Genomic DNA, 25,137 nt, shown 5'->3' with positions numbered 1-25,137 from the left:
GAATTAATTCTTTTTAAAAAGTATGCAAAAATAAAAAAAGCCACTCAATTAAGAATGGCTTTTTACTTTTATATTCAGAAGCGTTTACAAATTGCCTAAATAAACAATTTCTGTTCTTCTGTTTTCTGCTCTTCCTGCAGCTGTTTTATTTGATTTTACAGGTTTTGTCGAACCGTAACCTTTAGAAGTTAAATTCTCTGGATTTACACCTTTTTCGATTAAAAGATCCATTACTACTTTTGCTCTAGCTTCAGATAATTTTTGATTTGCTTTTGCATTTCCAACATTATCTGTATGTCCGTTAATAGTAAATTTTGCATTTGGATAATTTCTTAAGATTTCTTTTATCGCATCTAATCTTCCAGAAGTTTCTCCTTTTTTAGCATCGTTTAAAGTTGCTTTTCCAGTTGTAAAGAAAATAGATCTTGCTTCTACTTTTAGCTGCGCTAAAGTTTCTTTAGTCACTTTTGGACAACCTTTATTATCTGCTGGAGCCTACAACTGTCGGACAAGCATCATCTTTATCCAAAACGCCATCCTTATCTGCGTCTAATTCTGGACAGCCTTTATTTTCTGCTGCACCTGCTTCGTTCGGGCAAGCATCATCTTTATCTAAAACACCATCTCCATCAGTATCTGGCCATGGACATCCTTTATTTTCTACAGGACCAGCAATTGTAGGACATGCATCTACATTGTCCAATAAAGTATCTCCGTCACTATCTTTCCAAGGACAACCTTTATTTTCTTTTGGTTCAGCCACATCAATACAAGCATCATCTTTATCAAAAACACCATCTTTATCTGTATCTGGCCACGGGCAACCACCATTTTCGGCTGGGCCAGCAACTTTTCTACAAGCATCTTCTTTATCAATTACACCGTCTCCGTCTGTATCTTTAAATTGTTTTTCGTAAACCGGAATCTTCATTCCTAAGTGAAAATCAGCTCCTTTAGAGTTGCTAGAAGCTAAATTACTCAAAATAGAACCAGAACCAATGAAGAATACTCCTGCACGCAAACCTGCTCCAGCCTGCATACCGCTATATTCCATATATGTCATTGGCAAATAAAAACTAAACCATCTGCTTTCGTAACGAGGCGTTAATGTAACTCGGTCAGCAATTCCGTAACCATTCAATTTACTGCCAGAAACCAGATTAATATCTCCGTTAAGATTCAAATAGAATTTATTGTACATATTCCAATCTGCATCTGCTCGAATAGCAGTTGGCAAATTTGTTTTTACTCCTTTTGAAGTTGAAGTTTTGGTATAATGTTCATTTAAAAAATCATACAAATCTTCTGCGTCATCAATCATTTGTTGCGTCACTACTCCGTTTACATTATAAGTGTCCACTTTTGAGTTTTTATAATTGATCGATCCGATATCTGTTACCGATAAACCGAAACGCAATTTATATTTATTTAAATCTCTAAAATTATTATCTGCTGGTTTTGCTTTTTTAATATCATATTGATCATAATCAGGTCTCCATTCGTAAACCAATCCAAAATCGAAACCAAATCCGCGTGATTTTGAATCAAATTCATAATCGTCATTTGCTTCCCAATCTTGACTTCCTCCAACCGTAACTTCACCATTTGAAATTAAAGAACCTTCTTTTGGATCTGCTGAGTTTTCAATATAAGCAACATTCACATTTTTTCCGTGAACATAAGCATTTACACCACCTTGAAGATATTTAGCCGTTAAACCTCCTTTTAAAAAGTGCTGGTCTTTTTGAAATAAAACTGCAGCATAAGAAATTCCAAGTTCGCCCCAAGAATGAGAGGCAGCATTTGGACTTCCTAAATTATAATTGAAGCTATCAGACTGATCTAATCCGTCTTTTACCTGATCGATAAGATAGCCGTTAATTTTTCTGATATTAGAAACAGATCTTGCTCTTGTAAAAACAGCCAAAGAATGTTTTGGCGCGATATTAAACATAAAAGAGGCGCCGATGATATCAAAATTTGCCAATCCGTTGTTGGCATTTTTTGCAGAAACTTTTGACTGGCTTTCAAAATCGTATCCGTCTTTGTAAACATCAAATAATTTAACGCCATATAAGTCATTTTCTACAGCGCCACTAATTGAAAACAAATTAATGTCTGTTTTAAAACGTGAATCTACAATAGAAGCTGGATTGAACAAAACACTTTGAACTCCCGCATAGTTGTCATGAAAATAGCCTAAATAGGATTGTGATTTTGCTGTAAAAGAAATAATTAAAAAAAATAAAATAGGTAAATGTTTTCTCATTAAATTTAGTTTTAGATGGGCGCAAAACTACAACAATTAAAGCCTATAAAGGTTAAAAAAACATTGAATTCATGTAATTTCTCTGATAAATTATATAAGAAAAAATGAGGTTGTAAAAGTATCTTTGAGAATAACCTAATATACAGATAATTATGAGCCCAAATATTGGAATTACACCCAAAAACTTAAAGAAGAGCGCTTCTATTTTAGCAACAATTTTATCAAATGAGATGACATTATATGTAAAAACCAGAAAATTTCATTGGAACATTTCAGGAAATAGCTTCATGGAACTGCATAAATTGTTTGAAGAACAATATAGAATTTTGGAAGCAAATATTGATGAAGTTGCAGAACGCATTAATCAGTTGGGCGAAAAAACAATCGGGACAATGAAAGAGTTTATCGACAATTCTACTCTAAAGGAATCTCCAAAAGAATATGCTTCTCAAAAAAATATGTTATCTGAACTTTTAGAAAACCACGAACAGCTGGTCACCGAATTTAGAGACTATATTCCGGTTTTTGAGAATGAAACTAATGATATAGGTTCTGCCGATTTTGTAACAGGATTGTTGCAAGCAACACGAAAAAATGGCGTGGATTCTGAGAAGATATCAGGAGTAAAAAAGAAAGAAAAATGAAAATTATGCAAAAGTCAGAAAAATAAATGTAACACAAAGCCGACTTGCAATTTGCAATTTTACAATACAATAAAAATTAAAAAATAGAAATTATGAATACTACTGAAATAAAAGGAAACTGGAATGAGCTGAAAGGTAAACTGAAACAAAAGTTTGCAACTCTAACAGATGATGATTTGATGTTCGCTGAAGGAAAAGAAGACGAAATGTACGGAAGACTTCAGCAAAAACTGGGAAAAACAAAAGAAGAATTTCATCAGATCCTGTCAGAATTGTAAATCCTTGCAACTCAATCAGGGAAATACCGTCTAGTAAGAAAATATTAGACGGTATTTTTTTGAAAAATTTATTTTAAAATCACATTTCCGTGTAATTCTATACCATTTAAAAGCAAAAACACCAAAAAAAATAAGTATCTTTAACCAAATTTCTATAAAATGAAACTATTTATAAAGTTCGACATCAATACTATTTGCTCTCTTTATTTAAAACAAAATCTGGAACAAAACAACATAAATTTTACAACTCTGGGTTTTGGTGAAATTGAGATTGAAGACAATCTTGATGCTGAAGCATTGGATAATTTAAAAACTAAATTGGCTCCGTGTGGTTTTGAAGTAGTTGAAAATCAAAAAAGTGTCTTAGTCCAAAAAATAAAAGATGCAATTATTGAACTTGTTTTTATGGATGACAGCAATAATTATAAAAGTTCTGTATTTTTGGCAGAAAAATTAAACCACAGTTACGGTTATTTATCTAATGTTTTCTCAGAAGTTACATATTCTTCTATTGAAAACTTTATTATTTTACAGAAAATTGAAAGAGCAAAACAGTTGATTATTATCAACGAAATGAGTTTGACCGAAATAGCTTTTTTACTAAATTATTCGAGTGTTGCACATTTGAGTACACAGTTTAAAAATACAACCGGAATTACTCCGTCTGCTTTTCAGAGAATTATTAAGAAACGAAGAGAAAATTTAAAATAAAAACCCAAATACCATATTAAAATGCAAAAAAACGCATTACACATTTTATTGGCCGATGATGATGAAGATGACCGTCTTTTCTTTAAAGATGCATTTGAAGAAATAAAGATACAAACGAATGTAAATTTTGTTCATGACGGGATGCAGCTTATGGATCATTTAATGAATAAAGACAATAAACTTCCTGATATTTTGTTTCTAGATTTAAACATGCCTAAGAAAACAGGTAAAGAATGTTTGATTGAAATCAAAAAAACGGACCATTTAAAAGATATAATCATTGCGATTTATTCTACTTCTTCATCTGAAGAAGATATTGAAGATACCTTTATTCAAGGCGCCAATATTTACATCAAAAAGCCAAGCGATTTCAATACGCTGAAAAAAATAATTAATGAAGTCGTGACCGTAAACTGGCATTATCATACTTCTGGTTTAAACCGTGATAATTTCTTGCTGCGACTAAAATAAAAGCATTCCAATAATGAAGTGGATACCAAATTTTAATTCTTCAAACTCTTTGAGAGTTATTTTTGTAATCGCAGTTTTCATTCTGTTATTTCTTTCTTCAATTGCTTACAAACATAATCAGGACTTGAATGAATCAAGCAAACTGGTTATGCATACTTACGAAATCAACATTCAGCTCGAACGATTAATGTCGGCTATAAAAGATGCAGAAACGGGCCAGCGAGGGTACATTATCACTCGCAATGCCCGTTTTCTGACTCCGTACATTTATTCCCGAGACAAGGTCAATACTTCTTTTATTACCTTAAAAAAACTCACTGCCGATAATCCGAGACAGCAGGAAAATCTTCAGAAACTTTTCAAACTCATTACCCAGCGTTTTGTTTCTTTTGAAAATTGTCTAAAATATAGCGATCCAAAAACATACGATAAGAGAAAGTTAGACAATCATATGTTTGGCGGCCGTATTTTAATGGAAAACATCCGCTTTAAAGTGGATGAAATGAACGACATCGAGAAGGATTTCTTAAAGAAAAGACTAAAGATTTACGATTCGGAAATTTCTTTAAGTCCGCTGTTTTCTATTTCCTTATTTCTAGTTGCTTTAAGTTTTATTTTACTGGCTTATCGTCAAATTAGCCGTGATTTTGAACGCTTGAAAGTATTCAATAAAAAGCTTCTTATTTCGACAGGTTTAATTTCTGAATCTGAAAATATTGGAAAATTCAGCACTTGGCAATGGGATCTGGATTCTGATAAAATAGATTTTTCAGACAACCAGTTCCGATTATTAGGCCTTGAGCCAAAATCTTTTGCTCCTAACAAAGCAACACTTTTAAAATATGTTCATCCAGATGATAAGGAAGCTGTAGCAAAAGCTATTGACGGAATTATAGAAAAGAAACATCTTCCGTTTGTATATTACAAAATTATACGTCCAGATTTTGAAGTGCGCTACTTTAAAACAACGGGTAAATTAGTAACCGATCAGCAAGGCAGTAAAATCTTGCTCGGAATTAACTTTGACATTACAGACGAGCATCTTCTTAATATCGAATTGCAGGAACGAAATAAAGAATTGGAAAAAAGCAATAAAGAACTGGCTTCTTTCAACCATGTTGCTAGTCACGATTTGCAAGAACCTCTTCGAAAAATACAAACCTTTATTTCTAGAGTTTCAAGTGCCGACAAAGAAGTTATGTCTGAAAGCGGTAAAAATTACATTACCAAAATAGAAAGTTCGGCAAAAAGAATGCGTGTATTAATAGACGACCTTCTTTTATTCTCCAGAACCAATACAACCAAAAAGGAATTCATTAAAATGAATCTGAATGAACTTCTGGACAATGCCGAATCGGAACTGGCTGAAACTATTGAAGAAAAGAAAGCCGTAATCCAGCGCATTGGTAAACTTCCGAAGCTTGCGGTAATTCCGTATCAGATCGAACAGCTGTTTATCAATCTAATTGGAAATTCATTAAAATACAGCCAGCCCGATGTTGAACCTGAAATATCTATTTCTAGCGAAAAAGTCAATTCTTGCGATTATCCAGAAATATTAGAACAGTCGGTAAAGAAATTTCATAAAATTACTTTTACAGACAACGGAATGGGATTTGACCCACAGTTTAAAGAAACCATTTTTATTCTTTTTCAGCGTCTTCATTCTAAAACAGATTATCCAGGAACCGGAATCGGATTAGCGATCTGCAAGAAGATTGTCGAGAATCATAAGGGTCACATTACAGCAGATAGCACTTTGGGCAAAGGCTCGATCTTTACGGTCTTTCTACCAGATTAAAATTTTATTTCTATTTGTAAGAAAAAAAATCTATCACATTATACCGAAAACAGAAAAAGAAATTATAGAAAAATCTATAATTTCTTTTTTTTTACACCAAAGTCAAACTTCACAAACCATTGATTTTAAAAGGATAAACCCTTAAAAAAAATCTGTTATGGGAATTATATAACGATTCATTTTTATGCTGTAAAGCAAAATCTTTCATTCGTTAGCATCTTTGTAATGTAATACTTTAAGAAGTAATAATGAAAGTAATTTCCCCCATGAAGGCGACATATTTTAAAGTCTTTTTCTTAATCTTATTGGTACTATGCATCACATCTTGCAGAAAAATTAATCCGATTGAAAATACTTTGAAGAATCAAGCTTTTGCAAAAAATGAAAGAGAAGAAACAGAAGTCTACTTTTTTATTTCTACGGCGAATATTAGCAAATCTATTATTTCAAAAAGTCAAATTGCACAACAAAAAAGTTCAGATGTTATTGTTCAGGAATTAAGTAAAAGAATTGAACTCCAAGAGAATCAATTGTTAGATCAAATATCCAAATTGGCCACATCAAAGCTCATTGTTATTACTGAAATAAACGCCACGCATAAACGAGACCTGTACAACCTCATAGACGCAAGCAATAATGATTTTAACAATATCTATTTAAACGCCATGACAGAAGCCATATGCGACCAGATTGAGTTATTTGAGACTATTTCTAGAGAAACAAATGATAAACAAATTTTGGAACTTGTTCTTAGATTTTTGCCCGAACAATATAAACTCTTACGAGAGACTGAAAGAATAAAAAAAACGAAATGAATAAACGCCTATTATCGATCTATTAACTAATTATTTTTTACTATGAAATTACAAGCCAATTTTTTATGCGCCTTAACACTTTTTTTATCAGCATCATTTGGAATGCTGCACGCTCAGGACACTAATGTAAATACCGAATTCGGTGTAAAAGGAGGATTCAACATGTCTAACTTATATGGCAGCGGAGACAATGTCGATGATAATAATATCTTATACGGATTTAATGCCGGGGTTTATGCTACACTTCCTATTTCAGATTTTGTAGCGATTCAGCCAGAGATTTTATTTACAACAAAAGGTTCAGAATTAGAATACAACAATGCTTTTGCATCTGGGAACACAAAATTTAGATTGAACTATATAGAAGTGCCACTTTTGGTTAGAGTAAATGTTACTAAAAATTTCAACATTCATGCCGGTGGTTACGCTTCTTATTTAGTAAGCTCTAAAGTAAGCGGAGACGGAAGTTTTGATTTTGACCAAGACATTGACACAGATGATCTAGCGAAATTTGATGCAGGTCTTTCTGCTGGTGTTGGAGTCGACTTTAACCCAATTAGCGTTGGATTACGTTACAATTACGGTTTAACCACTGTAGGTAAAGAAAGAACAGTTGCAGGAACTACATACACGTTTCCTGATGCGAAAAACAGCAACTTGACTTTATATCTTTCTTATAAGTTAAACTAAGCGAATAAAACTGATTATTAACCACTAAAATAAAAAACCATGTCAAACTTATTATATACACTGGCAGTGATTCTGGTAATACTTTGGGCTCTTGGGTTCTTTGTTTACAGTTTCGGAAGCATAATCCATATTCTGTTAGTAATTGCCATTATAGCAGTATTGCTTCGACTAATTAAAGGTCGAGAAATTTAAAAATCACAATTTATTAAATCAACAAATTATTAAATATTAATCCATTAAATTATTTATTATGAAAACTAGTAGCACAATTTTAGGAATTTTAGGAGCCGCAGCGGCGGGAGCATTCATAGGTGTTTTATTTGCACCAGACAAAGGATCAAACACAAGAAAAAAAATCAAAGATAAATCAAAAGATTACGGTGATAATCTAAAAACAAAATTTGATGGCATTGTAAACACGATTACTTCAAACGGTAAAGAAATTATCGAAGAAGGAAAATCTAAACTTAACCAAGTTAAAGAAGATTACAACACGCTAAAAGACGATGTTAAAACAGTAAAATCAAACTATTAATTAGTTAGAATTAATTAGTGAAATTTTCAAACCATAAAACCCTATATCATGGAACCAAATGCAACAACAAACGAGAATTTAAATCTTTATGAAAAAGCAGAAAACTATGCTAAAACAAGTTTAGAATTACTTAAACTAAAAACAGTATGTTCTGTGGCTGATGGTGCTTCATCATTGGCTTCAAAGATAGCGATTGGTATTGTTGTTGCATTTTTTACTTTGTTCCTAAATATCGGGATTAGTTTATGGATTGGTAAAGAACTTGGAGAGTATTACTATGGCTTTTTTATCATGGCATTATTTTATCTTATTTTGGTAATTGTGGTTGTAAAATCGCATCATAGACTGATAAAAACTCCTATTGGAAATACTATCATTTCAAGTATTCTAAAAGAAACAAAAAACTGATTTAATTAACCTAAAAAACCGAAAAAACTATGGAGGCTATTTACAATATTGATCAGTTAAATCAAAAAATTGAGGAACTAGAAATTCGCCAGGACACAGAATGGTGTGCTATAAAAGACGAGATTAATGAAATTAAAGACAATTTAAAGCCCATTAACCTCATTCGAAACACGGTGGAAGAAATCAACGAAACGGTTGGTTTTAAAAGCCACATCGCTCAATCTGCCATCAGTATCGGAATTGGTTATTTAGCCAAAAGATTTATTGTCGGTAAAGGAGACTCCATGTTTAAAGGTGTTTTAGGCTCGATTGTTCAGCTTATTGTAACCAATCTGGTTTCGAAACCTCATCATGATTCTTCTGAAGAAGAAGAAGAAGAAGAATCATCACAATACGAATCATCTAGAGAGTAATTTGTCTAACTTAATTTAAATTATTATGGAAAAGTTTAGCGAAATAATGATAAAAAATGGAGTATACGTTTACTCGAATCTATATAAATGTTTTGAATATACGAGAGTATTTTTAGGCGTCTAACTCCATCATACGTGTTTGGGGAAACGGTTGATGGAGTGAAGACCTTCTATATATTTTTTTTAAGATACTAAGTTGCTAAGATTCTAAGTTTTATATTTAGATTTTATAATCCTATCTTACTAATCTTAAATAAAAAAACAGCATCTACAAAGTAGATGCTGTTTTTTTTATGTCTTAAATTTCATAAACTAAGAAACTTAGCATCTCAGAATCTCAGAATCTTAGCATCTCAGAATCTTAGCAACTTAGTATCTTAGAACCTCTACCTATAATCCTGATAAATAGGCAATTTTAAACCAGCGTAAATATTACAGCCTTTTGAGTTGTTTGAAAACATATTGGAGAAAAGAGTTCCAGAACCAATAAATATTCGTGCTCTAAAACCCGCTCCTATTTGTGTTCCGCTGTATTGCATATAGGTCACCGGAACATAGAAACTAAACTGTCTGGTTTCATATCTCGGCGTAAAAGTAACCGAATTGGCAATTGCGGTTCCGTTTACTTTTTTGGCATCTACTAAATTGAAATCACCGCTTAAATTCAAATAAAATCTCTGGTCAATGTTCCAGTCCAAATTGGTGTGCAAAGCCGTTGGAAGATTTGCTTTTACCCCTCTTCTTGAAGATATTTTAGTATAGTTAGAATCAAAAAAATCAAAAATATCATCTGCATCTTCGATATCTTGTTGCGTTACCCTTCCTGTAATATTATAAGTATTCTCGACAATGTTATTATAATTTAGTTTTCCAATATCGGTTATAGAAGCCGCGGCTTTAAACTTATAACGATTTCCTGCGCAAGAATGGCAGTTTGTACGATATTCGTAGGTAAAACCCAAATCTACTCCTACTCCAGCCGAAGCGGCATCAAACTTAGGATCATTTCCATTAGCATAATCATAACTTGCAGCTGTTCTTATGGTTCCTGTCGAATAATATTCGCTTAACAAAGGATTGGCTTCGTTTTTATTAAAAGCCACACTTAAATCATTTCCGTTAATGTAGCCGTTCACTCCCGCCATTAAATACTTTAAAGTAATACCACCTTTTACAAAATGATCGTCACGATCCAACAGAACAATAGCATAGCTCGCTCCTATCTCAGCCCAAGAATTCGAAACAGCGTTGGGGTTTCCGCCCGTAATTAAAAAACTATTCGAAGCATCCACATCTTTGTTCACCTCATCAATAAGCTGTCCGTTTATGCCAACAAGGCTCGTCACACTTCGCACACGCGTAAAAAGCGCAACACTATGTACAGGCGTAATATTGAGCATTACAGAAGGCCCCATAATGTCTATATTGAAATTTCCTCTATTGTTCGATTTGAAATTTTTGCTTGCATCGGTTTCCAGATTGTAACCTCCGTCTAAGACATCCATTATATTAACTCCGTACAAATCATTTTGGCCAGTTCCGCTGCCAGATCCAAACGTAACGTCGGCTTTGTATTTTGAATCTACAATATTGGACGGATTAAACAATGCGGACTGAATTCCGGCATAATTATCATCCCTGAATCCAAAATACGATTGCGATCGCGCATAAAAAAAGCTCCCAAAGAAGCAAAATAAAAGTAAAGTTCTCTTCATAAATTAATGTTAGTTGGTTGGTTAATAGGGCAAATATGAGGCAAAAAAAAGTTATAAAAAAACAAGTTTTCGTTAAGGTTGTAAGACGCTAAAGTTCTAAGGGACTAAGCTTTACCAACTATATTATAAATCTTACTTCACAAAATTGCGCTATAGTATTTATCTTAATTTAGAACGCTTTTTTGGAAATTACAGGCCTTAATTATCCATATTAAATTATCATTAGAAATTAAGATGGGAAGTTGCTGAGATATTAAAATGCAAAGTTTTCATTCTCTCTTTAAGCTTTACGCATAAAAAAAAGCCGAACAAAGTTCGGCTTAAATATATTTTATGTTCAAAGAAAAAAAACTTAGAACCTTAGTACCTTAGAATCTTAGCAACTCAAAAAATATGTTTAAAAAGAAAAAAACTTAGAACCTTAGAATCTCAGTAACTTAGCAACTCAAAAAAATTATCTTCAAAAAGAAAAAACTTAGAACCTTAGAATCTCAGAATCTTAACAACTTTAACCAATTCTTTGCGTTCCAGCGGTTGAAACCGCTGGCTATATTCTTTTTAGGTGCTAAGATGTTAAGATTCTAAGGCCTTCCCAATCTTTGGTATTTTTTCCACAAAAAAAGCCGAACAAAGTTCGGCTTAAATTATTAAAAAGTCCTAAAAGAAAACTTAGAACCTTAGCAACTTAGTATCTTAGCATCTAAGAAGTTTACGTTAGTAAACTTCTGAAGCTTCCTTCAATTTCTCCATATTATTAACCAACTGAAGCTCAGAAACGATTTTATGAATATCACCATTCATGATGTTTCCTAAATCGTAAAGCGTTAAACCAATACGGTGATCGGTTACACGACCTTGCGCATAGTTATACGTACGGATTTTTGCCGAACGGTCTCCAGAACTTACCTGAGAACTACGTTTTTTAGCATCTTCTTCCTGCTTTTTAGCCAATTCCATTTCGTACAAACGAGAACGTAATACCATCAAAGCTTTATCTTTATTCTTGTGCTGCGATTTCTCATCCTGACATTGCGCCACCAATCCTGTAGGAATGTGCGTTAAACGTACAGCCGATTTCGTTGTATTTACCGATTGTCCTCCAGTGTCCAGAAGAACAGAAGAAATCGACACGAACATCGTTCATATCTACCTGAACATCAAACTCCTCAGCTTCTGGCAAAACCATAACCGTTGCAGCCGATGTATGCACACGTCCTTGAGTTTCTGTCTGCGGAACACGCTGTACACGATGAACACCCGCTTCAAACTTCAAAGTTCCGTATACATCCTCTCCAGTAACCTCAAAAATAACCTCTTTGAAACCTCCAGAAGTACCCTCGTTCATATCTACAACAGATGATCTCCATCCCATAGATTCACAATATTTCGTGTACATTCTAAACAAGTCACCAGCAAAAATACTCGCTTCGTCCCCACCCGTTCCGGCGCGGATCTCCACCATTACGTTTTTCGCATCTTCAGGATCTTTAGGAATAAGCATAAATTTGATTTCCTCCTCCAATTCTGGCAGACGTTCTTTTGCTTCATCCAATTGCATTTTGGCCATTTCCACCATTTCAGCATCACTTCCGTCAGCAATAATTTCGTTTGCTTCGTCAATATTTGCCAAAATTACAATGTACTCTTCTCTCTTTTCAACAAGCGCTTTAATCCCTTTATATTCTTGATTAAGCTGCTTATAACGTTTTTGATCAGAAATAACATCCGGCTGAATAATCAAATCCGAAATCTCATCGAAACGCTGCTTTACATATTGAAGTCTATCTAACATTTTCTAATTCCTTTTATTGGACGGCAAAATTACAAAATTTTTATCGAAAATTCTAGTGTTCCTTTTTTGGGGAATTTAAGGTGGATTTTGATGGGTTTTGATTTTGAAAAACAGGTGTTTTTACTTGGTGATGGGTTTGAATTTTGTACGATGTTTGTTTTTAATATTTTTTGTCTAATTTAAGATTTGCTTCCATTTAGAGACAGAAAAATCGTCTTATTTACACATTACGGTTTTCCGTAAAGAAAATAAGCTAATATAAAATAGATTTGAAAAAAAACAAAAGATATAAACAAAATCAAAAATTAATGATAAAAAAAATAAACTCGTTAAGTGAACTTATTTCAATTTTAAAAGATGATATAGGTGCATACAGTGAAGATGTGTGGTTTAGAGGCCAATCTTCTTTTGATTGGCAATTAATTCCTGGACTTTTTAGATATACAAGTGAAATTTCTGAAACTTCATTACTAACAAGATTTAAGCAGTCAGCATCATTATTAATTGACACATCTCCAAAAGATGATTTTGATTGGCTTTTTTTAATGCAACATTATGGAGTCCCAACGAGATTATTAGATTGGTCTGAAAGTCCTCTCACATCATTATATTTTGCAATTTCTGATGAAGAACATGACGATAAAGACAGTGCTTTGTGGGTGCTTAAACCAATTGAATTAAACAAATTGGCAAATATAAAAACTACTGAAAAAAATTACATTCCTTCTTTTGATGATGAGTATTTAGAAAATTATAACATTCAAAATGTAAACTCTAATAAAAAATTGGAAATGTCACCAGTTGCAACAATAGCCACAAGAAATAATTCAAGAATACAAGCTCAATTAGGTGTATTCACAATCCATCATTTAAATAAAAAACCTCTTGACGAATTTTGCTCAGAAAAAGAAATTGTTAAATATCTGATTCCAAAAGAATCCAAAGCTTTGTTAAGAAAAGAATTAGATTTGTTAAGTGTTAATAAATTTTCACTTTTTCCAGAATTATCTAGCATTGGTGAAATTCTTAAAAAGAAATTATCATGAGTTATATTGAAACTTTTCCGCTACAACATAGTACTATTTTACGAATTTATTCTGAAAGAGAAGAAATAGAGACATCTCCAGAATATCAAAGAAACGGAGGTGTTTGGACTCCAGAGAAAAAACAGCTTTTAATTGATTCTATTATAAACAATTATGATATTCCAAAAATTTATTTTCATCAATATTCAAGAGAAGATAGATCAAAAATTGGCAAATCATACTCCATAATAGATGGAAAGCAAAGGTTGGAAACAATTTGGTCATTTATAAACAATGAATTCAAAATATCAGAAGACTTTGACTATCAAGATGATGAATCAATAAAAATTGCAGGAATGAGCTATAATGATATTGCTCAAGAGTATCCTAAATTAAAAATAAAGTTTGATTCATTTGTATTACCTATCATATGTGTTATTACTAACGACTTTGATCTAATTGAAGACATGTTCTCTAGATTAAACGAAGCAGCTCCATTGAATTCTGCTGAAAAAAGAAATGCTTATGGAGGAGATATGGTAAAAGCCATAAGAGACATTTCTAGTTTAAAACTATTTACTCAAAAAGTAAAGTTTAAAAATAACAGGTATCAACATTATGAAATTGCGGCCAGATACCTGTTAGTTGAAACTTCTAATTATGAAAACTCGAAATTAATTGACACAAAAAAAGTATATCTTGATTCAATGGCTAAAAGATATAAAACTGGAAATACTAAGCTTGTCGAAAACTTTAAAAATAATGTAGAAAAAATTGTTGAATCAATGGCTATAACATTTATAAACCAAGACAATTTATTAAGAACCCAAGGTATAATGGTTGTTTATTATCTTTTATTTAAAAAGGCATTAGAAAAAAATATCACAATTAGCAGAATCGATTTACAAAATTTTGATGATTTAGTAAAAAATAATAGACTAAAAGCTGAAAAAAATTATGAAGATGCAGATTTTGAACTTTTAGAATTTGATAGATTGTCTCAATATGGAACAAATGATGTATCAACAATTAAAGAAAAATTGAGAATATTATCAGAATATTTAAATCTATAAAATTTTAATTATCCCCCCTTGCTTATGTGATCACTCCACTATTACTAACATTGGGATTTGTTAATTTTGACAGAATCTAAAACTTTATTAATTATTAAATTCTTATAAATATGAAATTGTTTGCAGAGAAAAAAATAGACCAACTATTTTCCGAAGTTGAAGAAAAAATAAATTCTTGCATATTTGCGAGAAAACAAGATGCTCTAAATAAAGAAATAAAGACTTTTGCTAAAGATATCTATGAACTTATTGCGATAAAAACAACACTGAGGTTAAAGAAAGAAGAAACTACTGTGAACACAAATTTGAAAAGTGTACCAACAAATAGATTATCATATGACGTTAGGATGTTTGCAAATAAAAATAGTTATGAATTAGCATGCGTTAATTATTTTATTCCGTTTCAAGGCAATAGTGAATTATTCAAATACCAACCCAGAAAACATTCAAATTTCACCTATGAAGGAAATTTTAGAGGTAATGTTTTACATTTCGAATTACAAACACAATATGCAAATGTTAATCTTGATAAAAAAACAGAAACAGAAGTTTCAAATACAATAACTGAAGTTGTTGAGAAAATAGAAGAAAATATCAGTCAAGTTCATGAAGAATGCAACAACTTTAATGATGGATTAGAAGAAAAAATAATCAAAGCTATTGAAGAATTTAGAAAAAATGATAATGAACGCAAAGAAAGAGAAAATAGATTAAACCCATTTAAATAACCCCGCTCCCCGAAGTGTTCAACTGAAAAGCTACGCAAATGTCTCAGACTTTGCGTTTTTTTTGTTTCTTATAAATCGTAAAGCCAATTAAAAGTCTCCCGACTTTTTACGAATAGTTCTAAAATGATTATTTTATAAGCACGAATGATGTAAAGTCAGAGACTTTGAGACGTTTCTGTTTTCAAAATTAACGATAGCAAAAATGGCGCAAAGTCAGAGACATTTGTGCAAGCACGAAAAAAAAATCAAATTAGTGTTCTAGGGAAACTTTACACAAATCATCCAGCAATTCCATTTCATCTTCTGGCAATAACTGCAAGGCAATTTCTAGCAAAGTCATTACATTGACATTATTGTCTTTTGTAAAACTCGACAAACTGTTTGCATCTGGATTAAGCAAAATAAGGCTTGCTTTTAGCAAATCTGAAACCATTAGATTTAATTCGTTATAAGAAGATACTTTTAGCGGTACTGTATACGAGTTGGTTTCTTTTGGCACTGGTTTTAGTTTGCTGAAGTAGCTTCCTTTATTTATTAATTCTAACAATTCTTCGGCTCTTTCTTTATTTTCTATTTCTATTTTCATATAAGATTTAATTTACAATTTAAACAAATATATAAAATATCAGTTGAAAACAATCGATTTTTAACAATCATATCAAAACAATCTATTACTTGTAATTTCATTTCTATGAAAAGAGAAAGAAAAAGCGAAATTCCAGAGGTGGTAAAAGAACTTGGAAATAAGATAAAAGATGTGATTAACAGCAATGATTTAAAACCAAGAGAAGTTGCTCATGATGCTGAAATGGATGTAGAAAATTTAAGAAAATATATTAAAGGCTCACAAGAAATGAAAGTAAGTACTTTGTTTAAAATTGCGCAAGCTTTAAAAATTCATCCAAGCGAATTAATTAAAGATTTGTAATCACGAAAAAATTAATGAATACATCTAAAACTATATTAGGAACCATTATTCCGATAGCAATTACTACACTAATCGTTATTGGGTGCCTTTTCATTAATCAAACTTTTTTTACCGAACCAAATATAGCATGCGAAACTTATCAGCTTAGTAATACAACTTATTTAACATACGCCTTAATACTAATCGCTTTTTCTAGTTTTTATCAGATTGTTGTTGGCAATTTTATTCTTAAGCAAGATAAAAATAGTTTCGTTCTAGCTTTATTAAATAGCCTTACTTATGCTCTATTTTTTATTGGAGTTTTAATCGTAATAAATTTATTCCAAAGAAAAATCGAATGGGATTTCTTTCTTATATTCTTTTTACTATTTTTTATTTTGGGTTTATTATTTACCACATCAATTAATTTGTGGCGAAAAATTATATCGTAAAAGGACATGAATATTAAGCTAAATTCTGATGAATATATCGATTTCTCGATAGAGAAAAATAAATACCTTCCTTTTAAAGTTGAAGATTTATTAAAATTAATAATTATCGTAATGTTTTCTTTTTTTGTTAGTCAAATCTTTTATGATATAAAAAGGTTTAATAAACAGTTCTCAATAATTGATTTAATTCCTTTAGTAATGATGTCGAGTGTTCTTATTATTTTAATAGTTAATTTTTACAAAAGGTTTTTAGTTGCTTATAAATGGGAATATATCGTTACAAATCAAAGATTAATTATTAAAAACCATAAAAATTTAATCGAACATTCTTTTTATTTTAATTGTTTTCCTACTTTAAATTTTGAAGAAAATGCATATGGAAATGGCTATTTAGTAATTGGAGAAAAAGAACCTGTATTTTTAGAATCATCACGTTTAAATCTTAGTGAAAATGACATTGTACTATATAACATCTTAAAAGTTAAAGAAGTATATTTTATTTTGAAATCAAAAATTACAAATACCCGATAACGCACATTTGCAATCCGTGCCCGCAACAGCAAGACACAATACGAATAATTTAAAAAAGTCAATCTTTGTGGGCACGGATTGCAAATCCGCGCTATCGGGTTTCGCTAACGCTCGGGTCTCCTTACGTCGAAATGACAATACTTTGTGGTTACAATGTGGAAAACCTTTGCGGAGCTTCTTGTGGAGATTTGCTTCGCCAGTTCGCTAACGCTCGGATCTCCTTGCGTCGAAATAAGTAACTTTTACAGAAATGACAAAATTATGAGAATAAGTAAAAAACCAGCTCATTCTAACAGAAGCAGTAAAATTCCAAATCTTGAATCCAAATGATTAAATCTAAACTCAAGTCATTAATAGCCATCTTAATAATTCTCTTTGTTGTCTATCATATTGTTTCTTTTTTCTCTACTTTTCACTTTTATGCAGCAGGAAAATATCCGTATGCCGAAACGTATTATTTAAAATATCCCGAAAAGAAAGTCATTGAAACACTTGAAAAATTACATCTTCAAAATCCTGATTTTAAGGATAGATATCCCGAAGACTATTGGCATGATATTTATTTTGATCTAAATGGTAAAAGAATAGAAGCTTGGACAAGACCTTCTGCTGATAACGGAACAGATCTAGCTTTCGTGTCTGTATATAGAAATAGAGAAAACGGATGGCAATTAGTTAATCAGGATTTAGGCTTATTTTGGAATATAATGCTAAAACGAGAATTCGAAAAGAAAATAGTCAAAAGACTTGAAGCTGAGTTAGAGAAATAAAAACTTAAAAAATGACATTATTTCCCCCGCTAGTGCCAGCGTCTCGTTCGTGCACGCAATCTTCACAAATTGAATACACTCATGAATAATGAACTAATGAAAATAGAAATTAACAAAAAGTATCAGTCAAGTTTAATCGCAGATACTGATCTTCATGCAGGTGGTTTGTTTTTTTGTATAATCTACCAAAATCAACTGGAGTTCTTTAAGAATGGTAAAGTTGAGCTAACAAAAAAGGTCGTTGATGCCTTTCGTCCTATGGATGAGCATGACATTAAACATTTACAAAATTATAAGATTGTTGGAGATTACTCATTTAATGATAGAGGATATTTGGTTTGTAAGTTTGAGGATTTGTTTTGGACATTTACCGGATTGTCTACCGAAAAAGATAGTTCAATTATTCCCTTTAACATTTATGATAGCCGCTCACTAAATAAATGGGGAGAAGTTTATAAACTTGAAGAAATTATTTAGTGACAACCCTGAGGTGGCGCGAGCGTCCCGCTCGTGAACACAATCTACGTAGGAAGTCTATTTTCTTATTCTGTTTCCTTCTAGTTTTGTCATTTCGACGTGAGGAGACTCGAGCGTTAGCGAACTGGCGAAGCAAATCACACTAGAAACTCCGGAAAGTATATTTGCCAATCTTTGTAGGTAAACGAGTGTGATTTGCTTCGCCAGTTCGCTAACGCTCGAGTCTCGTTCCTCGAAATGACAATACTTTGTGGTTACAATATGGAAACCCTTTGTAGAGTTACTTGCGAAGATTTGCTTCGCCTTTTCGCTATCGCTCGGGTCTCGTTCCTCGAAATAACAAACTTCAGGGATAAACTAACGAGAAGCAAACTATAAAAACCAACCCTCATTAAATCAGTATTTTATCAAGAAATTTATAAATTAGAAAATACCAAAAACAAATTTACTAACTCACAACACAATCATCTTATATTTCGAAAAATATAACTACTTTACAAGTTCAAAAATAACCTTTGTACAATCTTAAAAAATAAAACTAATCTCAAAAAAACTAATGAAAGTAACCACCAGTATTTTTACGCTATTACTTATTTCCCAAATTACTTTTGCACAAACAGCTGCAAAAAAAATTGATTCGATTTTTCGGTCGATTGCCACTTATAATCCAGAAATAGCGATGAGCGTAGGATTTGTAGAAAATGGTAATACTACTTTTTTCAACTACGGAAAAATCAGCAAAGAAAGCACACAGGCCGTAAACGAAAATACTATTTATGAGATTGGCTCGATTACCAAACTTCTTACAGGAAATTTAGTAGCGCAAGCCCACAACGAAGGCAAACTTAAAATTGATGATTTTATAGACGATTATCTGCCAAAAGAATATGTCTTATCAAACGAAATAAAAGGCAAGATCAAAATCTCAGATTTGGCTTCGCACCAATCTGGTCTGCCTAATTTTGATTTTAGAAAACTAATGGAAATAAATCCAAAACAGCCATTAGATATAACCAAAGAGAGTGTTCATGCTCTTATAAACGAAAATACAAAACTAATAGATTACGGAAGTTATCGTTATTCTAATATCAGTTATACCCTAATGGGAATGATATTAGAGAAAGTCTATTCAAAGAGTTTTGAAGAGGTATTGAAAGAAAAAATGCTTTTGCCTCTTAAAATGGAAAATACGCTGACTAGTAATTTTAATGTAAAAAATAAAGTTACGGGTTATGAATTTAATGGAATTCCGCAGGATTTTTTTAACTGGAATTATTTAATCGCTCCCGCAGGTCTTGTAAAATCGAACACTTCAGATTTGACAAAATTGCTAAAAACTATTTTGTCAAATAATGGTGAAATCTCAAAAGCAACAGCAATTGCCGAAACCACGTTTTTTAAAAATACAGAAAGAGAAATAGGTTTTGGGCAGCAGATGGAACGAGTTGCCGACGATGTTTATTTTTATAAAACAGGAAATACAATGGGATGTGCTACAATATTTGCCTACGATAAAAAATCAAACTGGGGAATGGTAATTTTACTCAACCACAACAGTCCTCAATTAATTGGAGAATTAATGGATGCCAATTACGAGCAGGTCTTTAAGAAAAAGATTGCTTCAAATAACACTAAAAAAATGCAACTTTAAGTGTTGGATTAATAAAAAACAAATCATGGAAAACTTCGACTGAAACGCTTAAAATGGATTTTGAACAAATAATAGTAGGACGAATTATTCTGGAGTTTTTAGGCGCTTCAGCGAGATTTCTTGGTTATAATTTATGGACTCTTTCCAACGACAATGATTTTAGAACATTTTCAAGTTTCTGGTCGCCAAGCGGAAGTAGCCAAAAAAAAGATGATAACAGTAATCGAAATCATATGATTGGGGTTCTTTTTTTAGGCGGTTTCATAATGCTGCTCATTATCTTTAATACGTAATAAGAAACCATTCAATTAAAATGGGATATCATTTTTATAATGCTGAAACAGAGATTTTATATCTTAATAATTCTAGCGAATACGATACTTTGTCGGTTTTTAAATTCTGCGCAAATAATCTTTACAGAATAAATGAAAGGATTAAAAAGGGAGAAACGATCAAAATCATTGAAAATATTGACAAAGAATACACTAAAACGTATGTAGTTCAAAATACCACAGATTTTAAAAAATGGGTCGAAAAAATATACAACGGAGGTTTTGAAGATTATCTCGAAACTGGAATGAAATAGATTATTCTAAAATAGTATCCACAAAAAAAAATCCCAAAAGAAAAACTCTTTTGGGATTTTACTAAACTTAAAACGAAAACGAAACGATAGTAAACCTACTCCTCTACTTTTAAAATCTCTAATTTGAGATTTCCTTTTTTAGCAGGCCATTCAACAATATCGCCTTCTTTGTAACCTACCATTGCAATTCCTTCGTCTGAAAGAACCGAAATTTTGTTTTTACTTGCTTTTGCTTTATCTGAACCAACTATGAGAATTGTTTTTTCTTCGTTATTGATATGATCTTTGTAAGTAACTTTTCGATCTATAGAAACTACATCTTCAGGCAGATTTTTTCGCAATACTTGCGTAGCATGTTTTAGCTGGCCTAATAAAAGTTCTTCTTCTTGTACCGTTACTTTTTTTCTTCTTACGTGATCTTTAATTAAATCGTATGTTCCTGTTGTTAAAATTATATTTTGCGACATGACTTTCTTGTTGGTTTCATTTTCTCTAAAATAGGACACAACTCTTCAGTGAATAGCACGCAACACGAACTACTCAGTGATATCCTATCCTGAATAAAAATGAGATTAAATAATAAAAATTAATAGTGAAAATATCCCCTGTCTAGAGTTGTGACAGGGCTAAAGAAATAAACTCTTTTGAGCTTTTTAAGAAAGTATCGTCATGCAAATACAATAACGTGCACATTAAGCACATTAAAGAACTGTTTATTAAATAAAAATTTGCAGTGACCATTATAATATCAAATTATCTCGGCAATATACGCCTTTTTTATCTTACAAAAAAATGAAGCGTCAAGAGAACTCGCTTTAATTTTCTAGTGTAATCCAAATAAAGCAGCAAAATAATTTAACTCCATTTATATTGCAAACTTTTTCCTATTTTTGATTTGATAAAAAACAGATTATCAATACAATTACAATATATTCCCAGAGTAGTTTTATAATTCATCAATCACCAAAAACAAACCAAACATGATTAAAAAATCCATTTTATCCATTTTAGTTCTTTTGGCAATCACTTTAAATTCCTGCAAACAGGAACCAAAAGAAACACCTGCTCCATTAATTGATGTAAAGACCTTCTTCAAGAATGGAGAAAAAAGCTCTTTCAAGATTTCGCCCGACGGAAACTACTTTAGCTATCGTGCCGATTATAAAGGAAAAACCAACGTTTTTGTTCAGAAAGTAAATGACACTAAAGCAGTTCGTGTAACCAACGACACTTTGCGAAGCATTTTCAATTATTTCTGGAAAGGTGACCGAATTATATACGCACAAGACGTAGGCGGAGACGAGAATTTCCAACTCTTTTCGGTAAAAACGGATGGAACCGATTTAAAAGCATTAACGCCTTTTCCGGGTGTTAGAAGTGACATTATAGACGCACTAATTGACGTTCCAGGCAAAGAGAAAGAACTAATTGTACAAATCAACAAAAGGGTAAAAGAGTATTTTGATCCTTATCTTTTAAATGTCGAAACTGGAACTTTGACACTGCTTTACAACAACAAAGAAAATTTTGACGGATGGGTTACAGATAATAATGGCGTAATTCGTCTTGCTTCAAAAACGGACGGTGTAAACATTACTTGGAATTATCGAAATTCTGACAAAGAATCTTTTACGCCTCTTATTACGACAACTTTCAAAGATTTCTTTTCTCCTGCTTCTTTTGACAAAGACAATAAAAACATTTATGCGCTGAGTAATATTGGCAAGGATAAAGTGGTTTTGGTTGAATACGACCCGATTGGCAAAAAAAATGTAAAAGAATTATTTGCCGATCCTAAATATGATTTAGATGCGGTTAATTACGATCGAAAAAAACAAGCCTTGACTTCTGTAACTTGGGAAGCCGAAAAACAAGAAGAACATTTTTTTGATAAAGAATGGGAGGCAATCAAAAACAATCTGAAAAAGCAGATTGAAGGTTACGAAACTGAAATTGTAAACTACGACGATGCCAGAACCAAAGCTATTGTTTGGGCTGGAAACGATAGAACTCCAGGAAAATACTATATATACGATTTCAAAACTACAAAAGTTAAAGAAGTTGCGAATCCGTTTCCTTGGATTGAAGAGAAACACATGAGCCATATTAAACCTATTACGTATAAATCGAGAGATGGTCTTGAAATTCACGGCTATTTAACGCTTCCGTTGGGAGTCGAGCCTAAAAATCTGCCTGTCATTATTAACCCTCATGGCGGTCCTTGGGCACGAGATGGCTGGTACTTTAACCCAGAAGTTCAGTTCTTGGCAAATCGCGGTTATGCTGTCTTACAGATGAACTATAGAGGAAGTACCGGTTATGGAAAGGAATTTTGGCAATCTAGTTTTAAACAATGGGGCAAAAAAATGCAAGACGACATTACCGATGGTGTGGAATGGCTAAAAAAAGAAGGCATTGCAGACCCAAATAGAATTGCTATTTACGGCGGTAGTTACGGTGGTTACGCAACACTTGCTGGAATCACTTTTACACCCGATTTGTATGCAGCGGCAGTAGATTATGTGGGCGTGAGCAATTTGTTTACTTTCATGAATACGATTCCTCCTTATTGGACACCTTATCTAGATCAGTTTCACGAAATGGTGGGCGATCCTAAAAAAGATAGTTTGTTACTTGCTTCTGCATCGCCTGCATTACATGCAGACAAAATAAAAACACCTTTGTTTATCGCACAAGGAGCAAACGATCCAAGAGTAAATAAAGCCGAAAGCGACCAAATGGTTGAAGCGCTGAAAAAACGTGGTGTCGTTGTAGAATACATGGTTAAAAATGACGAAGGACATGGTTTTAGAAATCAAGATAACCGTTTTGATTTTTATGGTGCCATGGAAAAATTCCTAGACAAACATTTGAAACAAAAGAAATAAACAATAGCAAACCTAAACTTAAAAGCTGCAGAGAAACATTTTCTGCAGCTTTTTTCTGAAATAAAAAGTAAGAAGAAATAGCTTACATTTGTTTTAATCAATGTTTTAATTTTAGATCTCTTTCCTCTAACCTCAAAATATTATAAACCATTATGGAAAACTTCGATTGGACTTCTTTTACCAAAAAAATAGCCGTTAAAGCTAAACTTTCAGACATTTACGATGCTTGGACAAAGGCGAATGAGTTAGAAAAATGGTTTCTCGAAAAAGTATCATTTTTTGGCGCTAATCAGGAATCTATGAGCAAAGACAAAAACGCAGAAAAAGATAATACGTACGAATGGCTTTGGTATTTGTATGATGATGCTATGTCAGGAAAAATCGTTTCTGCCAATGGAATAGATCAATTGCAATTTACTTTTGAAGGAAACTGTCTTGTAGATATAAATCTAAGCCAGAAAGACGATTATACGATTGTGGAACTTCGTCATTATAATATTCCAACAGATGATCATTCGAAACAATACATCAGATTAGGCTGTTCCAACGGTTGGCATTTTTATCTCACAAATCTAAAATCGGTTTACGAAGGTGGATTAGATTTGAGAAATAAGGATTGTGATTTGGACCCGATGATTAATAATTGAAAGAATGCATAACAACCAATAAAATAAAACCAAACCAATGAAACCACTAATCACCTCTTTTCTTTTAATTCTCACCTTAACTTTATCCGCACAATCCAATCAATTTGTTGGCGAATATTCTCGTTCACTTTCTGAAAAAGAAAAACACACAATCGAATATAAACTGACTTTAAACCCAGACGGAACTTTTCTGTTTCATTCGTATTCGAAAATCCAAGGCGGAAATTCAGCGGAAGACAATAAATACGGAAAAGGAAAATGGAGTGCAAAAGACAATCTGATTACTTTTTCAGCAAACAAAAAAGAAGATTTTGACTCAAAATATACTTTAGATTTCAATAATTCAACCGCTAGATTTATTACTAAAAATCCGAGAGATAAAAGCGATAAGGTTGTTAAGACCAAACTTCAATTTTTAGAATCGGAAATTTTCTGGATGAAGAGTATCGATGTTTTTAAAGTTTAGCCGATTTATGAAGACAGAATGGATTTTAGAAACATGTATGCAATTTTAAATCAAAATATTACAATCAGAAAAATTACAACTAAAATAAGTATTTCTCAAAATGACACTTGATCCGAAAAATCAAATTTCTTTGCCTTTTTTTATCCTTTTCGTTATTTGCATGTTTTTTAAACCTGTGCTTTGTTTTTTATTGCTTGGTATTGCATGCACCTATTATTCTATTCATACTCTTTTAGTTTAAAAAAAATTAAATAAAAATAAAATTGAGTGTTTTGGCAAAATTGTTTCTTACGAAAGCGATAGTGAAGGTTTTAAAACACCTATCATTGAATTTGAAACTTATGATGGAAAAACACTTAGAGGAAAACCTTTTATCCATTCGTCATCAGATTTA

At 32.2% G+C, this 25,137-nt stretch carries 29 protein-coding genes and 1 pseudogene; 24 read left to right on the top strand and 6 right to left on the bottom strand.

Going from position 1 to position 25,137, the window contains the following annotated elements; genetic code table 11:
- Window positions 1–84: 84 nt before the first annotated feature.
- Both ACPWTF_RS20155 and ACPWTF_RS20150 read right to left on the bottom strand, forming a co-directional pair.
- Window positions 85–465 carry an OmpA family protein gene (locus ACPWTF_RS20155; RefSeq protein ID WP_427872686.1) on the bottom strand — a complete coding sequence of 127 codons (381 nt, stop codon included), beginning with the start codon at window positions 463–465 and terminating at the stop codon, window positions 85–87.
- Window positions 466–481: 16 nt separating this feature from the next.
- Complete coding sequence (locus ACPWTF_RS20150) at window positions 482–2,269, bottom strand: DUF5723 family protein (RefSeq protein ID WP_427872685.1); 1,788 nt, start codon at window positions 2,267–2,269, stop codon at window positions 482–484.
- Between the two features lie 152 nt (window positions 2,270–2,421).
- On the opposite strand from ACPWTF_RS20150, the gene ACPWTF_RS20145 reads away from it, so the two are divergent.
- From ACPWTF_RS20145 to ACPWTF_RS20095, 11 genes are all read left to right on the top strand, one after another.
- Window positions 2,422–2,913 (top strand): Dps family protein, encoded by a 492-nt coding sequence (locus tag ACPWTF_RS20145; protein WP_427872684.1) that lies wholly within the window; start codon window positions 2,422–2,424, stop codon window positions 2,911–2,913.
- A gap of 92 nt (window positions 2,914–3,005) precedes the next feature.
- Window positions 3,006–3,191 carry a CsbD family protein gene (locus tag ACPWTF_RS20140; RefSeq protein WP_095929846.1) on the top strand — a complete coding sequence of 62 codons (186 nt, stop codon included), beginning with the start codon at window positions 3,006–3,008 and terminating at the stop codon, window positions 3,189–3,191.
- Window positions 3,192–3,350: 159 nt separating this feature from the next.
- The gene (locus ACPWTF_RS20135) at window positions 3,351–3,902 is read left to right on the top strand and encodes a helix-turn-helix domain-containing protein (protein ID WP_379798091.1); all 552 of its coding nucleotides are present in this window, start codon (window positions 3,351–3,353) and stop codon (window positions 3,900–3,902) included.
- Between the two features lie 21 nt (window positions 3,903–3,923).
- The gene (locus ACPWTF_RS20130; protein ID WP_095929844.1) at window positions 3,924–4,373 is read left to right on the top strand and encodes a response regulator; all 450 of its coding nucleotides are present in this window, start codon (window positions 3,924–3,926) and stop codon (window positions 4,371–4,373) included.
- A 13-nt stretch (window positions 4,374–4,386) separates the two neighbouring features.
- A complete protein-coding gene (locus ACPWTF_RS20125) occupies window positions 4,387–6,174 on the top strand; it encodes a sensor histidine kinase (RefSeq protein WP_427872683.1) in 1,788 nt (595 codons plus the stop codon).
- Window positions 6,175–6,422: 248 nt separating this feature from the next.
- Complete coding sequence (locus ACPWTF_RS20120) at window positions 6,423–6,989, top strand: DUF4142 domain-containing protein (protein WP_427872682.1); 567 nt, start codon at window positions 6,423–6,425, stop codon at window positions 6,987–6,989.
- A 42-nt stretch (window positions 6,990–7,031) separates the two neighbouring features.
- Complete coding sequence (locus tag ACPWTF_RS20115) at window positions 7,032–7,679, top strand: porin family protein (RefSeq protein WP_427872681.1); 648 nt, start codon at window positions 7,032–7,034, stop codon at window positions 7,677–7,679.
- Between the two features lie 39 nt (window positions 7,680–7,718).
- On the top strand, window positions 7,719–7,871 hold the full coding sequence (locus tag ACPWTF_RS20110) for a lmo0937 family membrane protein (protein ID WP_141248143.1): 153 nt from the start codon (window positions 7,719–7,721) through the stop codon (window positions 7,869–7,871).
- Between the two features lie 58 nt (window positions 7,872–7,929).
- Window positions 7,930–8,214 (top strand): YtxH domain-containing protein, encoded by a 285-nt coding sequence (locus ACPWTF_RS20105; RefSeq protein WP_198856936.1) that lies wholly within the window; start codon window positions 7,930–7,932, stop codon window positions 8,212–8,214.
- Window positions 8,215–8,262: 48 nt separating this feature from the next.
- Entirely contained in the window at window positions 8,263–8,622 is a 360-nt protein-coding gene (locus tag ACPWTF_RS20100) for a hypothetical protein (RefSeq protein WP_354590435.1), read from the top strand.
- A gap of 29 nt (window positions 8,623–8,651) precedes the next feature.
- Entirely contained in the window at window positions 8,652–9,035 is a 384-nt protein-coding gene (locus ACPWTF_RS20095) for a hypothetical protein (RefSeq protein ID WP_427872680.1), read from the top strand.
- 386 nt (window positions 9,036–9,421) lie between these two features.
- On the opposite strand, the gene ACPWTF_RS20090 is transcribed toward ACPWTF_RS20095, so the two are convergent.
- Together ACPWTF_RS20090 and prfA are read right to left on the bottom strand one after the other, a co-directional pair.
- Window positions 9,422–10,750 (bottom strand): DUF5723 family protein, encoded by a 1,329-nt coding sequence (locus ACPWTF_RS20090; RefSeq protein WP_427872679.1) that lies wholly within the window; start codon window positions 10,748–10,750, stop codon window positions 9,422–9,424.
- A 714-nt stretch (window positions 10,751–11,464) separates the two neighbouring features.
- Window positions 11,465–12,542, bottom strand: a pseudogene (prfA, locus tag ACPWTF_RS20085) (peptide chain release factor 1).
- Window positions 12,543–12,811: 269 nt separating this feature from the next.
- Between prfA and ACPWTF_RS20080 the strand changes: the two are divergent.
- The 3 genes from ACPWTF_RS20080 (at window position 12,812) to ACPWTF_RS20070 (ending at window position 15,368) form a co-directional block, all read left to right on the top strand.
- Window positions 12,812–13,588, top strand: a complete 777-nt coding sequence (locus tag ACPWTF_RS20080) for an FRG domain-containing protein (RefSeq protein ID WP_427872678.1) — start codon at window positions 12,812–12,814, stop codon at window positions 13,586–13,588.
- Complete coding sequence (locus tag ACPWTF_RS20075; RefSeq protein ID WP_427872677.1) at window positions 13,585–14,640, top strand: DUF262 domain-containing protein; 1,056 nt, start codon at window positions 13,585–13,587, stop codon at window positions 14,638–14,640. Before ACPWTF_RS20080 ends, ACPWTF_RS20075 begins: the two co-directional genes overlap by 4 nt.
- A 110-nt stretch (window positions 14,641–14,750) precedes the next feature.
- Window positions 14,751–15,368 (top strand): hypothetical protein, encoded by a 618-nt coding sequence (locus ACPWTF_RS20070; RefSeq protein ID WP_427872676.1) that lies wholly within the window; start codon window positions 14,751–14,753, stop codon window positions 15,366–15,368.
- A gap of 250 nt (window positions 15,369–15,618) precedes the next feature.
- Here ACPWTF_RS20070 and ACPWTF_RS20065 read toward each other — a convergent pair whose 3' ends face one another.
- Window positions 15,619–15,954 (bottom strand): hypothetical protein, encoded by a 336-nt coding sequence (locus tag ACPWTF_RS20065; protein WP_427872675.1) that lies wholly within the window; start codon window positions 15,952–15,954, stop codon window positions 15,619–15,621.
- Window positions 15,955–16,059: 105 nt separating this feature from the next.
- Between ACPWTF_RS20065 and ACPWTF_RS20060 the strand changes: the two genes are divergently transcribed.
- From ACPWTF_RS20060 to ACPWTF_RS20030, 7 genes are all read left to right on the top strand, one after another.
- Entirely contained in the window at window positions 16,060–16,296 is a 237-nt protein-coding gene (locus ACPWTF_RS20060; protein ID WP_379798114.1) for a helix-turn-helix domain-containing protein, read from the top strand.
- A gap of 437 nt (window positions 16,297–16,733) precedes the next feature.
- Window positions 16,734–17,258: a hypothetical protein gene (locus ACPWTF_RS20055; protein WP_427872674.1), complete on the top strand. Its 525-nt coding sequence runs from the start codon at window positions 16,734–16,736 to the stop codon at window positions 17,256–17,258.
- 326 nt (window positions 17,259–17,584) lie between these two features.
- Entirely contained in the window at window positions 17,585–18,028 is a 444-nt protein-coding gene (locus ACPWTF_RS20050; protein ID WP_427872673.1) for a hypothetical protein, read from the top strand.
- 96 nt (window positions 18,029–18,124) lie between these two features.
- Window positions 18,125–18,505, top strand: a complete 381-nt coding sequence (locus ACPWTF_RS20045; protein WP_427872672.1) for a hypothetical protein — start codon at window positions 18,125–18,127, stop codon at window positions 18,503–18,505.
- Window positions 18,506–19,061: 556 nt separating this feature from the next.
- Entirely contained in the window at window positions 19,062–20,156 is a 1,095-nt protein-coding gene (locus ACPWTF_RS20040; protein WP_427872671.1) for a serine hydrolase domain-containing protein, read from the top strand.
- Between the two features lie 53 nt (window positions 20,157–20,209).
- Window positions 20,210–20,449, top strand: coding sequence for a hypothetical protein (locus ACPWTF_RS20035; protein ID WP_427872670.1), 240 nt, complete (start codon window positions 20,210–20,212; stop codon window positions 20,447–20,449).
- Between the two features lie 20 nt (window positions 20,450–20,469).
- Window positions 20,470–20,742: a hypothetical protein gene (locus ACPWTF_RS20030; RefSeq protein ID WP_427872669.1), complete on the top strand. Its 273-nt coding sequence runs from the start codon at window positions 20,470–20,472 to the stop codon at window positions 20,740–20,742.
- Between the two features lie 95 nt (window positions 20,743–20,837).
- On the opposite strand, the gene ACPWTF_RS20025 is transcribed toward ACPWTF_RS20030, so the two are convergent.
- On the bottom strand, window positions 20,838–21,209 hold the full coding sequence (locus ACPWTF_RS20025) for a GreA/GreB family elongation factor (RefSeq protein ID WP_427872668.1): 372 nt from the start codon (window positions 21,207–21,209) through the stop codon (window positions 20,838–20,840).
- Between the two features lie 513 nt (window positions 21,210–21,722).
- On the opposite strand from ACPWTF_RS20025, the gene ACPWTF_RS20020 reads away from it, so the two are divergent.
- The 3 genes from ACPWTF_RS20020 to ACPWTF_RS20010 all read left to right on the top strand — a co-directional run bounded on the left by ACPWTF_RS20020 (window position 21,723) and on the right by ACPWTF_RS20010 (window position 24,743).
- Window positions 21,723–23,630, top strand: a complete 1,908-nt coding sequence (locus tag ACPWTF_RS20020; protein WP_427872667.1) for a S9 family peptidase — start codon at window positions 21,723–21,725, stop codon at window positions 23,628–23,630.
- Window positions 23,631–23,782: 152 nt separating this feature from the next.
- Window positions 23,783–24,277, top strand: coding sequence for an SRPBCC family protein (locus tag ACPWTF_RS20015; RefSeq protein WP_427872666.1), 495 nt, complete (start codon window positions 23,783–23,785; stop codon window positions 24,275–24,277).
- A 37-nt stretch (window positions 24,278–24,314) separates the two neighbouring features.
- Entirely contained in the window at window positions 24,315–24,743 is a 429-nt protein-coding gene (locus tag ACPWTF_RS20010; protein WP_427872665.1) for a copper resistance protein NlpE N-terminal domain-containing protein, read from the top strand.
- Window positions 24,744–25,137: the final 394 nt, after the last annotated feature.

The organism is Flavobacterium sp. MMS24-S5 (assembly GCF_050320125.1).
Classification (GTDB): Bacteria; Bacteroidota; Bacteroidia; order Flavobacteriales; family Flavobacteriaceae; genus Flavobacterium; species Flavobacterium tyrosinilyticum.
Note: the sequence above shows the minus strand (reverse complement) of the source record. Positions and strands in the feature narration are given on the sequence as shown.

Coding starts and splice junctions, on each gene's coding strand:
- ACPWTF_RS20010 (WP_427872665.1), top strand. CDS start 24,315: ATGAAACCACTAATCACCTCTTTTCTTTTAATTCTCACCTTAACTTTA.
- ACPWTF_RS20145 (WP_427872684.1), top strand. CDS start 2,422: ATGAGCCCAAATATTGGAATTACACCCAAAAACTTAAAGAAGAGCGCT.
- ACPWTF_RS20070 (WP_427872676.1), top strand. CDS start 14,751: ATGAAATTGTTTGCAGAGAAAAAAATAGACCAACTATTTTCCGAAGTT.
- ACPWTF_RS20040 (WP_427872671.1), top strand. CDS start 19,062: ATGAAAGTAACCACCAGTATTTTTACGCTATTACTTATTTCCCAAATT.
- ACPWTF_RS20060 (WP_379798114.1), top strand. CDS start 16,060: ATGAAAAGAGAAAGAAAAAGCGAAATTCCAGAGGTGGTAAAAGAACTT.
- ACPWTF_RS20075 (WP_427872677.1), top strand. CDS start 13,585: ATGAGTTATATTGAAACTTTTCCGCTACAACATAGTACTATTTTACGA.
- ACPWTF_RS20115 (WP_427872681.1), top strand. CDS start 7,032: ATGAAATTACAAGCCAATTTTTTATGCGCCTTAACACTTTTTTTATCA.
- ACPWTF_RS20050 (WP_427872673.1), top strand. CDS start 17,585: ATGATTAAATCTAAACTCAAGTCATTAATAGCCATCTTAATAATTCTC.
- ACPWTF_RS20095 (WP_427872680.1), top strand. CDS start 8,652: ATGGAGGCTATTTACAATATTGATCAGTTAAATCAAAAAATTGAGGAA.
- ACPWTF_RS20020 (WP_427872667.1), top strand. CDS start 21,723: ATGATTAAAAAATCCATTTTATCCATTTTAGTTCTTTTGGCAATCACT.
- ACPWTF_RS20065 (WP_427872675.1), bottom strand. CDS start 15,954: ATGAAAATAGAAATAGAAAATAAAGAAAGAGCCGAAGAATTGTTAGAA.
- ACPWTF_RS20120 (WP_427872682.1), top strand. CDS start 6,423: ATGAAAGTAATTTCCCCCATGAAGGCGACATATTTTAAAGTCTTTTTC.
- ACPWTF_RS20130 (WP_095929844.1), top strand. CDS start 3,924: ATGCAAAAAAACGCATTACACATTTTATTGGCCGATGATGATGAAGAT.
- ACPWTF_RS20150 (WP_427872685.1), bottom strand. CDS start 2,269: ATGAGAAAACATTTACCTATTTTATTTTTTTTAATTATTTCTTTTACA.
- ACPWTF_RS20140 (WP_095929846.1), top strand. CDS start 3,006: ATGAATACTACTGAAATAAAAGGAAACTGGAATGAGCTGAAAGGTAAA.
- ACPWTF_RS20035 (WP_427872670.1), top strand. CDS start 20,210: ATGGATTTTGAACAAATAATAGTAGGACGAATTATTCTGGAGTTTTTA.
- ACPWTF_RS20135 (WP_379798091.1), top strand. CDS start 3,351: ATGAAACTATTTATAAAGTTCGACATCAATACTATTTGCTCTCTTTAT.
- ACPWTF_RS20055 (WP_427872674.1), top strand. CDS start 16,734: ATGAATATTAAGCTAAATTCTGATGAATATATCGATTTCTCGATAGAG.
- ACPWTF_RS20100 (WP_354590435.1), top strand. CDS start 8,263: ATGGAACCAAATGCAACAACAAACGAGAATTTAAATCTTTATGAAAAA.
- ACPWTF_RS20090 (WP_427872679.1), bottom strand. CDS start 10,750: ATGAAGAGAACTTTACTTTTATTTTGCTTCTTTGGGAGCTTTTTTTAT.
- ACPWTF_RS20105 (WP_198856936.1), top strand. CDS start 7,930: ATGAAAACTAGTAGCACAATTTTAGGAATTTTAGGAGCCGCAGCGGCG.
- ACPWTF_RS20015 (WP_427872666.1), top strand. CDS start 23,783: ATGGAAAACTTCGATTGGACTTCTTTTACCAAAAAAATAGCCGTTAAA.
- ACPWTF_RS20110 (WP_141248143.1), top strand. CDS start 7,719: ATGTCAAACTTATTATATACACTGGCAGTGATTCTGGTAATACTTTGG.
- ACPWTF_RS20025 (WP_427872668.1), bottom strand. CDS start 21,209: ATGTCGCAAAATATAATTTTAACAACAGGAACATACGATTTAATTAAA.
- ACPWTF_RS20030 (WP_427872669.1), top strand. CDS start 20,470: ATGGGATATCATTTTTATAATGCTGAAACAGAGATTTTATATCTTAAT.
- ACPWTF_RS20125 (WP_427872683.1), top strand. CDS start 4,387: ATGAAGTGGATACCAAATTTTAATTCTTCAAACTCTTTGAGAGTTATT.
- ACPWTF_RS20045 (WP_427872672.1), top strand. CDS start 18,125: ATGAAAATAGAAATTAACAAAAAGTATCAGTCAAGTTTAATCGCAGAT.